Here is a 13,594-nt window from a genome sequence, read left to right on the forward strand (position 1 = left end):
TGATAAGACTCATGATAATGAGTATTTACAGGGAAGCTTTGAATAATGTGTATTTGAAATATTAAAACAATGGATAAAATGTGTAAATTATCAATATATGATAATTATTAAATATTATTGTGATAATTTAAAATGATCAATCTCAGTTAAAATCACAACAATCTTAACTGAGAGACTGAGAAATTGTCGAATTATTTGGCTAATTCAGCGTTAATGGCATCGACAATACGTGCATCATCTGCCTTGATGTCGGGTGCAAATCGAGCCACAACTTCGCCTTGTTTATTCACGAGGAATTTTTCAAAGTTCCAGAGCACTTCAGGCTTTGGATTTGGTGTTAAACCGTATTCAACTAAATCATCCCACCATGGGCCTTCACCAATGCGTTCAGGAATGGCTTGGGTTAAGGTTTGATAAAGTGGGTGTTTATCCGCGCCTGCCACAGAAATTTTTGCAAAAAGTGGGAAATCAACCTTGTAGTTGATCGAGCAAAATTCTTGAATTTCAGCTTCAGAACCAGGTTCTTGTTCTAAAAAGTTATTGGCAGGAAAACCTAAGACTTCAAAACCTTGTGATTTCTTCTCTGTATAAAGTTTTTCTAGGCCTTCATATTGCGGTGTTAGCCCACATTTAGAGGCTACATTGACCAATAATAAAACCTTGCCTTGGTATTGATTGAGTGTGGTGTCATCACCTTGGATGGTTTTTACTGGGATATCGTAAACTGAAGCTGACATATTCGTTCCTAATTAAAGTTGTGCCTTTCATACTTGTTTTAAAGGGAAATCTGGTGAACAGCAAGCTTTTATCGATAGGCTTTTCGCATAATTTTTGTAGTAGTTTGCAGAATTCGAGCTGATGCTTGGTTTATTGCTTTGTATTTAACTTGAGGCACGATGTTGGTTCGGGGTTTTTCCTGTATAGCGTTTAAAAAACTCAATAAAGCTTGAACTGTGTTGATAGCCCAATTCATAGCTGAGAGCTTTAATAGACTGACCAGCACGGAGTTGTTGAATGGCATAAATAATTTTTTGCACGGTTTCGCCATTCAGAAAGGCTCATTTGCAGTTCGTTCTGACTCAGCCGCAATAACTGACGCTCACTCAAACCGACATTGGATAAGCATCGTTGTAGGCTCAAACTAAAATGATCTACATCTGCGAGCTGCGCCAAGATCGGCTTTAACACCGCATCATGGCTTTGCGGTAAATAATGTTGATGTTTGGGCGCAGTTTTTAACTGGTCGAATAAGACCTGTAGCAGGTGTCGATAGGGTGGTGTGGTATGTTGCTCTGTAGGAAAGGCCAAAATTTCTTGCACCAATAAACGAAAGAAAGGCTGGATACTAAACACTTCAGTCTGCTTGGGAAAATCTATGCAGAGATTTGGTGCCAGTCGGATTGCCACATAATGAATAGGTTGCTCATCAATTGCGACTGAGCAATGTTCTGTATGTGGAGGAATCCACACCCCATAACTAGCAGGTGAGAGATGGTGTTGCCCTTGTATCTCATATTCGAAAATACCATCGAGACAAAAATTAAAATCACCCCAAAGACAACTGTGCGGGTAGACCGTATCTAATGCTGTGTAGTGTGCTTCAAAAAGTTCGATCTGTTGTTCAATTGGTGGTGATGTCATATAAGCCTAAGAGTCAATGTCGGAGCTACAATATAAATGTCTGAAATCATGTATTTCAATTAAAACAGACATCACTCAAAATACCTAAACCAATCTTTGCACGATATATTGAGGAGTCAGACATGTTGCTTCAAGCGCGTTGGGCGAAATTTGCAATTTGTTTGCCTCTGATAGCGGTATTTATATGGTCCTTGAATATTACCGTCACCCGCTATGTGACTGATTATATTTCACCGGTCAGTATTAGTTTTTATCGATGGTTTATTGCATTTTTGATATTAACCCCCTTTATGCTGAAAACCGTTTGGCAGCAAAGACAGCTGATCAAGCAGCATTGGCAGCAATTGGCTGTGCTGAGTGCTTTTGGCATGGTGTTATATCAAGGTTTGGGCTATACCGCTGCGCATTATACGACGGCGACCAATATGGGCATCATTAATGCCTTTATCCCAGTTTTTACGATTGCCGTTGCATTTTTCATACTGAAAGATGTACCCAATCGCTATGCCATCTTGGGCTGTGCGATCTCATTTACAGGGCTATTGTTTGTCATTGCACAAGGCGATTTCAGTCAATTACTCAATATGGGCGGACATTTCGGCGATATCCTCATGATCTTCGCAGTGTTTTTCTATGCCTTTTATGGGGTGTTTTTAAAAAAATGGCAACTGAAACTTCCGCTATTGTTGAGCTTATATGTACAAATTTTCTTTGCCGTTTTATATCACTTGCCATTCGTGTTGTATTTAGGCATAGACGCGATTAATCCTACGAATGCACCAAGTGTATTTTATGCGGCAATTTTTCCATCACTGATTGCACCATTGGTATGGATGTTGGCTGTGCAACATCTCGGCCCGAATCGCACCAGTATTTTTATGAATTTGATGCCGGTATTTACCGCGATTATTGCCTATTTCTGGTTGGCTGAGCAGTGGATGATTTATCATACCGTCGGCACAGTGATGGCGATTACTGGGGTGATCTTGGCGCAGCGTAAGTAAATCTAGTAAAAAGTTGAAAATTTATGAGAATTATTGATTAAAAAATAGGCAAACAAACTTATTTTTTATAGAGCAAATCTTTTGAAAATGGATTTTTGAGTGTAAAACTGAATTAAAAAAACAAATTCTCGTCTTAAAAATCAATCAAAAATAGATACATATTTTGACTAAGTGATTATAAAATCACAAATAAAGTGCTTATCAGTAGTTTTATTTATATAAAAAATATATTTGTTAAATTTAAAAAAATATTACATAATACTTTCATCGTAAATGAGGAAGTAATTCTTAATAATTACTTGATATTTACCCAGAGATTGCAAGACCCTCTGGATGTGATTTTATACACATCCTTTTTTATGCTCAGCCATCCCTATATGGCTGAGCTTTTTTTTGTTTGTATTTTCTAAAAGGCAGGTATAGACAGGCATCCGAGCTTATGCGCGGATGATTTCACCTGTTTCAGCATCAATAATTTTGCTTGGTTCTTGGCTTAGGCCGAGATCACCATTTAAGTAATTTAGTTCATTGGCAAAATACTGATTGGCTTCTTGTAAGGACCGTGCAGGGGTTAATCCAGCAGGATTGGCACTAGTAGACACAATAAAGCCATTAAAAGCTTGGCATAAAGCCACACATAAAGAGTGGGTAGTCACACGGACTGCGACTTTTGGATGATTGCCTTTAATCCATGTTGGAATATGGTCGCCAGCCGGTAATAACCATGTAGTTGCACGTTCATTGGGTTTACGGTTGGTCCATGTCGCAATGACCTGCTGACGCATATCTTCTGTTAAGCCTTGGAGCAGGTGTTCAACTTGAGCGACATTGGCCGCCAATAAAATCACACCTTTTTCAATGGGACGTTGTTTTAAGCGCAAAATTTCGAGAAAGGCTTGCTCATTGTAGGGATCACAGCCCAATCCCCAAACAGCCTCTGTAGGATATGCGAGAACCTGACCTTTTTTTAGACAGGAAGCTGCTTCTGCAACAGAGGTGGTAATCATTTCTATAGACCTTATCTGATTCGACAAAGGACTATTGTGAACCTAATTTACCCATTCGACAACGTAAGTAGTGTCCGGCTTGTTGTGTGGCATAGCCCATTAACTCTAATTCCATCAGTTGACTGGTCAATGTCGCGGTATCAATTTTGAGTTGAATGGACAATTGATCAAGGCTTTGGCCGACCCAATCGAGTTGCCGATACAGCGCAATTAAATGTTCTGGGATAGGTTCGGGTGGCGGGGTGTCCGGTATTGCTGTTTTGGGTGTCTCTATTTCGGTGGTTGTTAAGGTTTCGGCAGCCTGCGATTGCCATTGTGTAGCCAATGCCAAGTCTTCAATGACCTGTTGTGGATGATCAATCAAAATTGCACCTTCGCGTATGAGTTGATGGCAACCTTGATGTGACTCACTATAAATATGGCCTGGAATGGCAAAAATAGATTTGCCTTGTTCGGCAGCACGTTGAGCTGTGATCAGTGAACCACTTTTTAATGCCGCTTCCGCTACGATGACACCAAGACTAAGCCCACTCACGATACGATTTCGATGTGGAAAATGGTGTTGCAATGGGGGAGTGTGTGGAAGAAACTCACTGATTACGGTTCCCCCATGTTGGATGATTTCTTGTCTTAAACTCTGATGTGCGGTCGGATAAGTTTGATCTAAACCTGTACCCATCACGGCAATGGTTCTGTGGTGTTGTATGGCAGCGCGATGTGCCGCTTCATCAATTCCTTGTGCTAAACCGCTATTAATATAGAACCCTTGCTCACTCAGATAATAAGCAAAATCATAGGCAATTTGTCGACCTTGGGGACTGGGTTTGCGGCTACCAACAATCGCAATTTGGGGTTGCATCAAGGCTTGGGCATTACCTTGCCCAAATAGAATCGGCGGCTTGTCGCTATAAGGTAAAAGTTGTTGTGGATAGTTTAGATCTTCAGGAATCAGTACAAAGTCACTGTATTGTTCAATATCCTTGAGACATTTTTCAAAGCTAAGCTGTCCACTTGGACTATGAAATTCTTCAAAGCGCTGTAAATGATTTTTATGCAGTCCCAATTTTTGCCAAGTGGTGATTTGATCAGGCTGAAGGGCGTGGTGTAGGGCAGGATAGTGCTGCTGAATTTTATAGAAACTACGAAGTGAGTGTTGCACCACAAACCACAGGCGAATGTAATCTAAATGCAAGTCAGTTAATGAGTTGAGCATAATGAGACCTTTGAATATGTCTTCTTTTTATGGTTTAAAATGATCAGTGATATTGTTGTTGGATAATAAAAAATGAGGCTGAAATACAGCCTCATTTTTATGGATTTAGTCTTAGTCATCCATCAGTGGTGGCTGAATCGTTGCACCCACTTTGATTGGTAATTCGCTTTCAAGTACATAAGCATAGCTTAAGTTATCAAATGTTTTGAATACCATGATGTTGCCAATACGTTGTCCTGGAAGTTGAACACGTTCTTTGGTTTTTGGATCAGTCACGATTTCACCTTTTTGGTTCACGCTAAAGACTTGACCAGATTGAACGCCTTGTAAGCTACCACGGTCGATCGTCACCACACTGTGAACTGCTGCAGTACCAATCGAGCCCATAACACGAACTACACTTCCGCCAGCAGTGACATTTTCAGCATTGGTTGGATAGAACAGCGTTGGTAGCATTGGGTCATATTCAGGAAGAACACGATCGCCACGACGAACTTCGGCATTATAAGTATCGGTCAGTTCTAAAGTGGTAATGTCATTTTCACCACGAACGGCAACACCTGAAGCGACTTGAATCAGTTCTAAACCTGCGTTGTATTTTTTGCCGTTTGCATCGGTAAAGATGTACGGTTCACCTTCACGGTAAACAGCATAACGTTGACCGACTTGCATACCTTGGCCGCGTGCATAAACTGTTTGGCCTTTGGCAGCTAATACACGTTGATCAGCTGTACCTAAAATGTAAGGTGTGCCTTCCACAGAATCAGCTGCAACAATCATGCTGCGCTCAAGCCATTGCTTAATATATTCCAATGGAATAACCGGAATCGCACTGTTGAGGGATTCAACACGAACTTGTGGTTGAAGTTTAGTGCCACCTGTATAGCGACGAATGATACCTTCACAACCATCACCTTCATCCTTACCGATGATTGGGCGGCCATTGTAGGTACACATTAATAGGCGGTCACCTGGGAAAATCCAGTGCGGATTTTTCACGTGTTTATTGCTCGCCCAGATTTCAGGCCAGCGCACAGGATTTTTTAAGAAACGCTTGGAAATATCCCACAACGTATCGCCTTTTTTCACCACATAAACTTGAGGCGCACCTGCCTTCAATGACGGTGGATTGACGTTACGAGCAGGGGCAGCTTCTGCAACACTGACCATTCCGATCCCCACACTTACACAGACTGTAAGTGCCAATAATTGTTTTTTAAACCCCAAGGCACTAAAAGTTGGCATGCCCTTCAAAACCTTTTTCATTATCATAATTCCTAAAATTATGTATGTAACTGCGTTATAATAACGATATTACACACAATTTTTTGATGAAGCATTCCTTCATTTTGTTTTTTGATCAATGGCATAAGTGAGGACGTCGTATGGCCTTATTACCTATTTTAAGTTTCCCCGATCCCCGTCTTCGTACCATTGCAAAACCAGTCGAAGAAGTTACTGATGAAATTCGTCAGTTAGCAGCCGACATGTTTGAAACTATGTATGAAGCACCGGGAATTGGCCTGGCAGCAACACAGGTAGATCACCATATTCAGCTGATAGTCATGGATTTATCTGAAGAAAAAGATCAACCCATGGTGTTTATTAACCCCAAAATTACGCCATTGACGCAAGAGACGCAGCCCTATGAAGAAGGCTGTTTATCAGTGCCTCAAATATACGATAAAGTTGAGCGCCCGTCACGTGTAAAAATTCAGGCAATTAACCTTGAAGGTCAATCATTTGAAGTGGAAGCGGACGGACTTCTCGCAGTTTGTATCCAACATGAAATGGATCACTTAAATGGTAAGTTATTCGTCGACTATCTATCGCCTTTGAAACGTCAACGTGCACGTGACAAAGTGGAAAAATTGGTTCGCCAACGCCAAAAAGATAAAGTCGCAGTTAAGCGTTAATTGATCGCGGTTAAAAAATACTTGAGACAAGCCCAATTTCGATTGGGCTTTGTTATACTTGGGTCAGACAAATGTTAGGGTTTGCCTGTATTGTTTCGTAGTGGAGTGCTGCTGTCCTTTGCAGCGGTTTTTTTGCAGATTGCTGTTTTTTTACAGCCATTGTTGCCCAAGCAATATCAAGTTGCTCCGGTCTGCGAAACCATTACGCGTGCACTTTTACTTCCCAATGCTCATACTGAGCATACCGCACATTCACACCATTCATCATCCGCTCACGTAGAGCAGGTTCAAGTCGATCATACTGCCCATGAACATGATGCCAGTCATCAATGTCAGTATTGTACCGTCTATGGCAATTTGGTTTTGCCCCCTGAACTTGATGTGAAAGAAGTGCTTGATCGAATTCAAGTTCGTTTAATTGCTTTTCAAAAAGCTTTCAAGCATGTCTGGTTTGTTCTTCAACAACTCTTTTTATTTCCGCAAGGTCGAGCCCCGCCACTCGCTGCATAAATCCGACGTTTTTTAACTTGGGTCTTTGAGGACTCAGGTACGCCTTTATTTATGTATTTTGTGAGATAAACATGGCTCAGCCTAAATTTTTTCTACAGCCTCTTGCGGCTGCAATTTGTGTTGCCTGCTATTCAACTACGGTGATAGCTGACGAGATGTCCGTAGAGATGACGGAAACCAATGCTGTTCAGACTTTGGCACCGATTGTGGTGACATCACATCAGGGGAATGATGCCAATGGCCTGATTGTTCGTGCCAACCCCAAACAGCCGATTCAACCGATACCTGCCAGTGATGGGGCCGATTATTTAAAAAGCATCGTGGGTTTTAGTGCAGTGAAAAGTGGCGCAGGAACCAACGGCGATGTGACGTTTCGTGGCATGTTTGGTTCACGCATTAAAATTTTGACCGATGGCACAGAAAATCTCGGGGCTTGTCCGAGTCGTATGGATGCACCATCTTCTTATATTTCCCCTGAAAGTTATGACCGAATTTCAGTAATTAAAGGACCTCAAACGGTTCAATATGCCAATACAGGTTCTGCTGCAACAGTCTTGTTTGAACGCAAACAGGAACAGTTCGATGCTGATAAAAACTACCGTGGTCAAGCCAGTGTGATGATCGGCTCTTATGGTCGTTTAGATCATAATGTCGAAGCGGCCGTGGGGGATGAGCATAAATATGTCCGTTTAAATGCTAGCCGTTCTGTTGCAGACAGCTACCAAGATGGAGATGGTAATACTGTACCGTCAGACTGGGAGCGTTGGAATACAGATTTGGCACTCGGTTGGACGCCAAACGAAGATACATGGGTAGAACTTACTGGAGGTAAAGCCGATGGTGAGGCGGTGTACGCGGGCCGAATGATGGATGGTTCACAATTTGCCCGCGAAAGCTTGGGGCTTCGAGTCGAGAAAAAGAATGTCACTGAGGTGATTAAGAAAATTGAAGCACAAGTGAACTATAGCTTTAATGATCATGTCATGGATAACTATAGTTTACGTCCTGAACCAATGATGAAAATGGCGACTAATGTTGCTCGTAAAACATTAAACGCTCGTATGGCCGTAACCCATGAATGGGATAGTCTTCAATTTATTACGGGTATCGACAGCCAAAATAACCAACATAGTATTCGTAAAACAGATTCAAAAAATCATATTGTTTATCAAGACCAGCCACGTATGACAGACATGAAATATCAGTCTTATGGTGGTTTTGGTGAATTAACCTATCATTTTGATGATCAAAACAGTTTGGTTTCAGGTGTTCGGTTTGATCAAGTCGATGTGAAAGATGAACGACAAGATTCAATTGATCAAGGTTATAACCGTAAATTGGATAAAACCTTAACAAGTGGCTTTATCCGTTTTGAAAATACACATCCTGAACATGATGATGGTAAAACCTATATTGGTTTAGGCTATGTAGAACGTATGCCAGATTATTGGGAATTATTTAGCCCAAAATCAGGAAATGGTGATATCAATATATTCAATCATATTGATACGGAAAAAACGCTTCAGTTAGATATGGGCTATCAACATCAACATGGTGCTTTGAATTCTTGGGTGTCGGCTTATGCTGGTTTGGTGAATGATTATATTTTAACGAGTTATAAGCCTGGAACAGGAATGATAGGAGGTATGGAAGCGCATAGTCGAAATATCGATGCAACCATTGCAGGTGCAGAAGCTGGGATTGGCTATCAATTTACAGATGCGATCCAAGCAGATGTCAGCGCAATGTATGCGTGGGGGGAAAACACCACGGATAATACGCCATTACCACAAATCTCACCTTTAGAAGCTCGGGTAAATTTACGTTACATTCAGGATAATTATACTTTGGGTGCGTTATGGCGTGTTGTTGATGGTCAAAATCGGATTAGTCCAAACCAAGGTAATATTGTGGGATACGATCTACAGAAAAGTGCAGGCTTCGGTACGCTTTCTTTAAATGGTACTTATCATATTGATGAGGGTGTAGATGTATCTGTGGGTGTAGATAATCTCTTGAATAAAACCTACACCGAACATTTAAATAAGTTGGGGGATGCCGGTACAGGCTTAGCGGCAGATGAACAGTTCAATAATATTGGCCGAAATTATTGGGCACGTATTTCGATGAAATTCTAAGTTCTGATATTTGTCATCCAAAAAGCAGAGCGATCGCTCTGCTTTTTTTTATTGGTGCATACTCGCCAGTTGTTTGGCCTTACTTTGATACAGTGCTAAACCGAGTTTTTGAATCGCACGGCCTTTTTGCTGTAATTTTTGATTTAAACTTGGGAGATGCTTAGCACCTGAATACAGGACAAGATTTCTAGCCAATAAATAATAAACAAACCATGCGGCAGACTGGGGTTTGAGCCCTAATTTATGCATGCGTTTTTTGCCAATAAAAAATTGTGTCAGCTCCAGATGTTGTCGATAAGCCAGTTTTTGCTGAAGTGGTCGAAGGTATTTGTACTGTCGTTCAAAAGGTTCTTTAGATAAACTTGCCCCAAGCGCTACGCTACTTGCATCTGATTTTGGGTGGACAAATTGCATCCAATATAAAAGCTTCCAACCGTCAGATTCTTTTTCAATTAACCATTTTTCATCAATACCCATTAACCAACCCACATAACGCCAAAAATGTAAAAAGCTTTCAGTTTCTTGTTTTGATGGAAAAATTCCTAAAGCGCGAATGCCCAAAAGTACTACACTGCTAAAGGCAAGATTGGTCATCGCCAAGTCAAATTGATTCATCGGCACCCCCCACGTTGCAAAATCCCAGTCTTTGCCTTTTTGGAGTTGATGGCGTACCAAAGCGTGAATAAAACGCACATAAATCGTCGATGTAAACCCCGCATGCAAACGTTCGAGTCCGCGTTCTTCAGTGATATCTACCCACCATTTGGTAGTTTCAGCCAGACGTGTACCGGCTTGTTTATTTAAAGCACCGGTCAGCATGAGCGGCTGATTGAAACCGGGGAAAAGATAACCGACCATAAGTGAAAGATCGCGCAAAATAAAGCCATTATTAATCCCTAGCCGATGGGTGAATTCAAGGGCTTGCTGTATTTTTTCTGGCTCTAACCAAGGCGGTGTTTGTTCAACATGCTTAAAAAAATGTTCGAGTTCAGGAATAGGAAAGGGGAGCTGCTCTACACCTTTAAATAAAGCGATTTCAAAATATTCACGATGCTGTTTAGGGTTCTGCATCATCCACGTGAGCACTTTTTCCATCTGTGGGTCACCACATTGCAAGGCTTTATTGAGGGCAAGATATTGAGCGTAATTTGGCTGTGCAGCCTGACCCGTCAAATGAGACAGTAGAAAACTCAGCAGATTAGATTGCTGCGTGGCCTGAAATGAAGTCAGTCGGGTATTGAAGTGAGTGGTCATGTTTTGATCTTCAATGTTATTGTTTCATTCCACACTAATATGAATATTTATTCGCATTCAATTCGCATAACACTATGGCATTGGAGAGCAAACGAATGAGAAAAAGACCACAACAACAACGCGCGAAAATGATCGTGGAAAGCATTTTGCAAGCTGCGCAGTTGTGTATTGCAGAACAAGGTTTACTGGAGCTGACGACGCCCAAAATTGCGGAAAAATCTGGCGTGAGCGTTGGGTCAATTTATCAATATTTTGAAAATAAAGAACAAATCGTAGAAGAATTACTGCTCAGAAAATCAGAACAATTGGGGTTGGCACTAAAAAATATAGTCGTGGAGCAAGAGCAGCACAGTATTTATGAGGTGATCCCACTTTGTATTCAGTTTGGCTTTGATATGTTGAAAGCTGATCGTGGCTTCTTCATTGAGATCTTAAAACATTGGCATCAATACAGTCATTCAGATGCCTCTCAGGTTTTGGAAAAGCATTTTTTTGAAGTCGGGATGTATTTATTTAATCGCTACTATTCACATTGGAACTTTGAGACGCTGAAACATCGCTCTTTTGTGATCATTAACAGTACTTTATTTACCATGATGCGCTATGTGAGCAATAATAGTTTTTTAATTACAGAACAACAGCTTAAAGTGGAATTGTCGAAGATGATTTTGGCTTATCTAGATAGTGAATAACACTGAAAAAATAAATTTGTCTCTTAAATAATCTATTTAATTCTGATCCAAGATATGTGAAGATAGATCAAAAATAAATCAATAACTTAAGATAATAAATCAGGAACATCATGATGGTTTCTTTGAGTTTGCAGCAACTGTCCAAATCTTTTGCGGGAAAACGTATATTTTCAAATTTAAATTTAGAGTTAAGCGAATTCGGAATTGTCGCTGTTGTTGCTGAGAATGGAGTAGGGAAGTCCACCTTACTTGCGATGATTGCTGGGATGTTGGATTTTGATGCAGGCAATATTTTGATTAATGATCAACAATATGCCCCTCACAACAATGAATACAAGAAACTTGTGGCCTATGTGCCAGATAAAAGCCCTATTTATGATTTTTTACATGGGCAGGAGTTTCTGAATTTAATATGTAATATTCGAGGGATAGCGCATGAGCAGTATCAAATCTTCATTGAAAAATTTAAATTAGAACACTATTTAGCCACGCCATTTGCTGACATGTCTTTTGGTACAACCAAAAAGTTTTTATTGGTTGCAGCCTTAATGACTTCGGCACCTTTACTGATTTTGGATGAACCGAGCAATGGCTTAGATCAAAATGCCTTGGCTGAATTAACAAGTATACTTTTACAGCAGAGCCAATCAAAATTGATTCTATTGTCTTGCCATGATCCTGTATTTAGAGACAGTCTTGCAGCAAAAATCATCGAGCTAGATCGGTTAAAGTCCAATGAGCAGGCGGCATGAATAAACAAAGACCTGTTGGGCAGCGAACAATTATAAAAACGCTTTTGAAATACCGATGGACATTTTATGTCAAAACCACAGCAGACGCAGTTGCACGGCAAAAGCATTTACTTATTTTAATCACATTAATTCTCGGGCCAATGCTATTCGGACTGCTCTTATCTTTAGTACAGCCCATTATTGATTTGGTTTATTGCAAATCATTAATCACGAATCTGTTTCTTTGGACAGGCTTTCTTGCCTTAAATGTATTTTGGTGTGCGATACAGCGTAAAGCTTTGAGTGGTGGGGAAGGGTATCACTATCTAGCGCTATTGCCCATCACGGTCAAAAGTCGCTTTGCAGTGGAAATCAAATTTTTAGGCAGTTTAAGCTTTTTGATGTTATTGCCATTTGTTTTGGCGCTTCTATATGTTTGGGTTGAGTATGAACTTTTAGCTTCCATTGGCATCAGTGTATTGATGCTACTTTGGATCTTTAATTTATTAATTATACAAATGCTGTTTTTACAACAGAATCAATATTGGGTTTTAGTCTGTCTTTTGACATATTTGCCCATTTTGAGCCTAGCGATATTGGACGCTCAACTCATTGCGGTATTGTTAACTACTTTCATCTGTATAGCGGCAATAAAATTCTGGCTGATCGGTAGGAAATCAAAACCAATTAAGCTGCAAGTACCTAGGGTATTTCTGATACAGAAATATAGTCCCCTCTGGCTCAATCAAAATAAATTAATTATTCGTCAGGCATTTCATAAAAGATTTCTTACCCATCGTATTGTCAGTATCGGTATATCAGTTACAGCGGTCGTAATTTTGTATTGGTTCGCCACACAGGTGGATACTTGGAACATCATGAGCCTTGATTTCACTGCTTCACAATTATTCCAATTGATGTGTGCCATCTATATTGCACTGAGTTTATTCAATCTAGGCGTGATCAAAATGGACTTAAAATCAAATTTTGAATCTGCAGAACGCTTCTGGATCATTCAAGGGTTCACACTTTGGCAGCTCAGGAAATACGAATACTGTGTTTTATTGATAATTGGCTTGGTGATGAGTGTGCCAGTATTGCTGTGGCTACTGCTGAAAGGTGGATTCGTTGATGTGCTATTAATGGTGACATTATTTGGTATCGTCATTCCATTTATTCAGTGGTTGTATAGAAAGCCTGAAGAAGTGCACGGTGTTATGCCAGTTTTAATGTTTATCTTATGGGTGCCTGTGGCGTATTGCATGCTTTCTGTACGCTAAAAGCACTTTTTTAAGTAAAAAACACGAATTTAGTAGAATAAATAAACAAACGTAATGAAAAATTAAAAATAAATGGAAAAGGGTGTTGCGTTGGATCAGAAATGCTGTAGAATGCACATCCATCGGCGGTGATGAAGATTAAAACTTCTGATAAAACAATGACTTGGTTGAATTGATTAAGTTGGGTTTTATTTTTTAAGTTTAAAAA

At 40.3% G+C, this 13,594-nt stretch carries 12 protein-coding genes and 2 pseudogenes; 7 read left to right on the plus strand and 7 right to left on the minus strand.

The annotated features are described in order from the left end of the window. Positions 1-191: 191 nt before the first annotated feature. Both FTU02_RS15610 and FTU02_RS15615 read right to left on the minus strand, forming a co-directional pair. Positions 192-737 carry a glutathione peroxidase gene (locus FTU02_RS15610; RefSeq protein WP_111885877.1) on the minus strand — a complete coding sequence of 182 codons (546 nt, stop codon included), beginning with the start codon at positions 735-737 and terminating at the stop codon, positions 192-194. 144 nt (positions 738-881) lie between these two features. Beyond that, a pseudogene (locus FTU02_RS15615) lies at positions 882-1,641 on the minus strand (helix-turn-helix transcriptional regulator). Between the two features lie 122 nt (positions 1,642-1,763). On the opposite strand from FTU02_RS15615, the gene FTU02_RS15620 reads away from it, so the two are divergent. Beyond that, positions 1,764-2,645, plus strand: coding sequence for a DMT family transporter (locus FTU02_RS15620; protein WP_180157931.1), 882 nt, complete (start codon positions 1,764-1,766; stop codon positions 2,643-2,645). Positions 2,646-3,082: 437 nt separating this feature from the next. Here the strand turns inward: FTU02_RS15620 and FTU02_RS15625 are convergent, their stop codons facing one another. From FTU02_RS15625 to FTU02_RS15635, 3 genes are all read right to left on the minus strand, one after another. Then, positions 3,083-3,652 carry an L-threonylcarbamoyladenylate synthase gene (locus tag FTU02_RS15625; protein ID WP_111885874.1) on the minus strand — a complete coding sequence of 190 codons (570 nt, stop codon included), beginning with the start codon at positions 3,650-3,652 and terminating at the stop codon, positions 3,083-3,085. Between the two features lie 31 nt (positions 3,653-3,683). Continuing rightward, positions 3,684-4,865 (minus strand): DNA-processing protein DprA, encoded by a 1,182-nt coding sequence (dprA, locus tag FTU02_RS15630; protein ID WP_180157933.1) that lies wholly within the window; start codon positions 4,863-4,865, stop codon positions 3,684-3,686. 111 nt (positions 4,866-4,976) lie between these two features. After that, complete coding sequence (locus FTU02_RS15635; RefSeq protein WP_180157935.1) at positions 4,977-6,131, minus strand: LysM peptidoglycan-binding domain-containing protein; 1,155 nt, start codon at positions 6,129-6,131, stop codon at positions 4,977-4,979. Between the two features lie 119 nt (positions 6,132-6,250). On the opposite strand from FTU02_RS15635, the gene def reads away from it, so the two are divergent. The 3 genes from def (at position 6,251) to FTU02_RS15650 (ending at position 9,429) form a co-directional block, all read left to right on the plus strand. After that, the gene (gene def / locus FTU02_RS15640; RefSeq protein WP_078191459.1) at positions 6,251-6,781 is read left to right on the plus strand and encodes a peptide deformylase; all 531 of its coding nucleotides are present in this window, start codon (positions 6,251-6,253) and stop codon (positions 6,779-6,781) included. Positions 6,782-6,862: 81 nt separating this feature from the next. Beyond that, positions 6,863-7,291: a DUF2946 family protein gene (locus FTU02_RS15645; protein ID WP_180157937.1), complete on the plus strand. Its 429-nt coding sequence runs from the start codon at positions 6,863-6,865 to the stop codon at positions 7,289-7,291. Positions 7,292-7,362: 71 nt separating this feature from the next. Next, positions 7,363-9,429 carry a TonB-dependent copper receptor gene (locus tag FTU02_RS15650; RefSeq protein WP_180157939.1) on the plus strand — a complete coding sequence of 689 codons (2,067 nt, stop codon included), beginning with the start codon at positions 7,363-7,365 and terminating at the stop codon, positions 9,427-9,429. A 48-nt stretch (positions 9,430-9,477) separates the two neighbouring features. Here the strand turns inward: FTU02_RS15650 and FTU02_RS15655 are convergent, their stop codons facing one another. Then, complete coding sequence (locus tag FTU02_RS15655; protein ID WP_180157941.1) at positions 9,478-10,683, minus strand: oxygenase MpaB family protein; 1,206 nt, start codon at positions 10,681-10,683, stop codon at positions 9,478-9,480. 95 nt (positions 10,684-10,778) lie between these two features. Between FTU02_RS15655 and FTU02_RS15660 the strand changes: the two genes are divergently transcribed. The 3 genes from FTU02_RS15660 to FTU02_RS15670 all read left to right on the plus strand — a co-directional run bounded on the left by FTU02_RS15660 (position 10,779) and on the right by FTU02_RS15670 (position 13,386). Next, a complete protein-coding gene (locus FTU02_RS15660) occupies positions 10,779-11,375 on the plus strand; it encodes a TetR/AcrR family transcriptional regulator (protein ID WP_078194008.1) in 597 nt (198 codons plus the stop codon). Positions 11,376-11,485: 110 nt separating this feature from the next. Beyond that, positions 11,486-12,127 (plus strand): ABC transporter ATP-binding protein, encoded by a 642-nt coding sequence (locus tag FTU02_RS15665; protein ID WP_180157943.1) that lies wholly within the window; start codon positions 11,486-11,488, stop codon positions 12,125-12,127. After that, complete coding sequence (locus FTU02_RS15670) at positions 12,124-13,386, plus strand: hypothetical protein (RefSeq protein ID WP_180157945.1); 1,263 nt, start codon at positions 12,124-12,126, stop codon at positions 13,384-13,386. The genes FTU02_RS15665 and FTU02_RS15670 overlap by 4 nt, the downstream gene beginning before the upstream one ends. A gap of 10 nt (positions 13,387-13,396) precedes the next feature. Here FTU02_RS15670 and FTU02_RS16255 read toward each other — a convergent pair. Continuing rightward, positions 13,397-13,594: pseudogene (locus FTU02_RS16255) on the minus strand (hypothetical protein); the annotation flags it as partial.

The organism is Acinetobacter sp. YH12045, assembly GCF_013419925.1.
GTDB lineage: Bacteria > Pseudomonadota > Gammaproteobacteria > Pseudomonadales > Moraxellaceae > Acinetobacter > Acinetobacter amyesii.

Coding starts and splice junctions, on each gene's coding strand:
- FTU02_RS15610 (WP_111885877.1), bottom strand. CDS start 737: ATGTCAGCTTCAGTTTACGATATCCCAGTAAAAACCATCCAAGGTGAT.
- FTU02_RS15620 (WP_180157931.1), top strand. CDS start 1,764: ATGTTGCTTCAAGCGCGTTGGGCGAAATTTGCAATTTGTTTGCCTCTG.
- FTU02_RS15625 (WP_111885874.1), bottom strand. CDS start 3,652: ATGATTACCACCTCTGTTGCAGAAGCAGCTTCCTGTCTAAAAAAAGGT.
- dprA (WP_180157933.1), bottom strand. CDS start 4,865: ATGCTCAACTCATTAACTGACTTGCATTTAGATTACATTCGCCTGTGG.
- FTU02_RS15635 (WP_180157935.1), bottom strand. CDS start 6,131: ATGAAAAAGGTTTTGAAGGGCATGCCAACTTTTAGTGCCTTGGGGTTT.
- def (WP_078191459.1), top strand. CDS start 6,251: ATGGCCTTATTACCTATTTTAAGTTTCCCCGATCCCCGTCTTCGTACC.
- FTU02_RS15650 (WP_180157939.1), top strand. CDS start 7,363: ATGGCTCAGCCTAAATTTTTTCTACAGCCTCTTGCGGCTGCAATTTGT.
- FTU02_RS15655 (WP_180157941.1), bottom strand. CDS start 10,683: ATGACCACTCACTTCAATACCCGACTGACTTCATTTCAGGCCACGCAG.
- FTU02_RS15660 (WP_078194008.1), top strand. CDS start 10,779: ATGAGAAAAAGACCACAACAACAACGCGCGAAAATGATCGTGGAAAGC.
- FTU02_RS15665 (WP_180157943.1), top strand. CDS start 11,486: ATGATGGTTTCTTTGAGTTTGCAGCAACTGTCCAAATCTTTTGCGGGA.
- FTU02_RS15670 (WP_180157945.1), top strand. CDS start 12,124: ATGAATAAACAAAGACCTGTTGGGCAGCGAACAATTATAAAAACGCTT.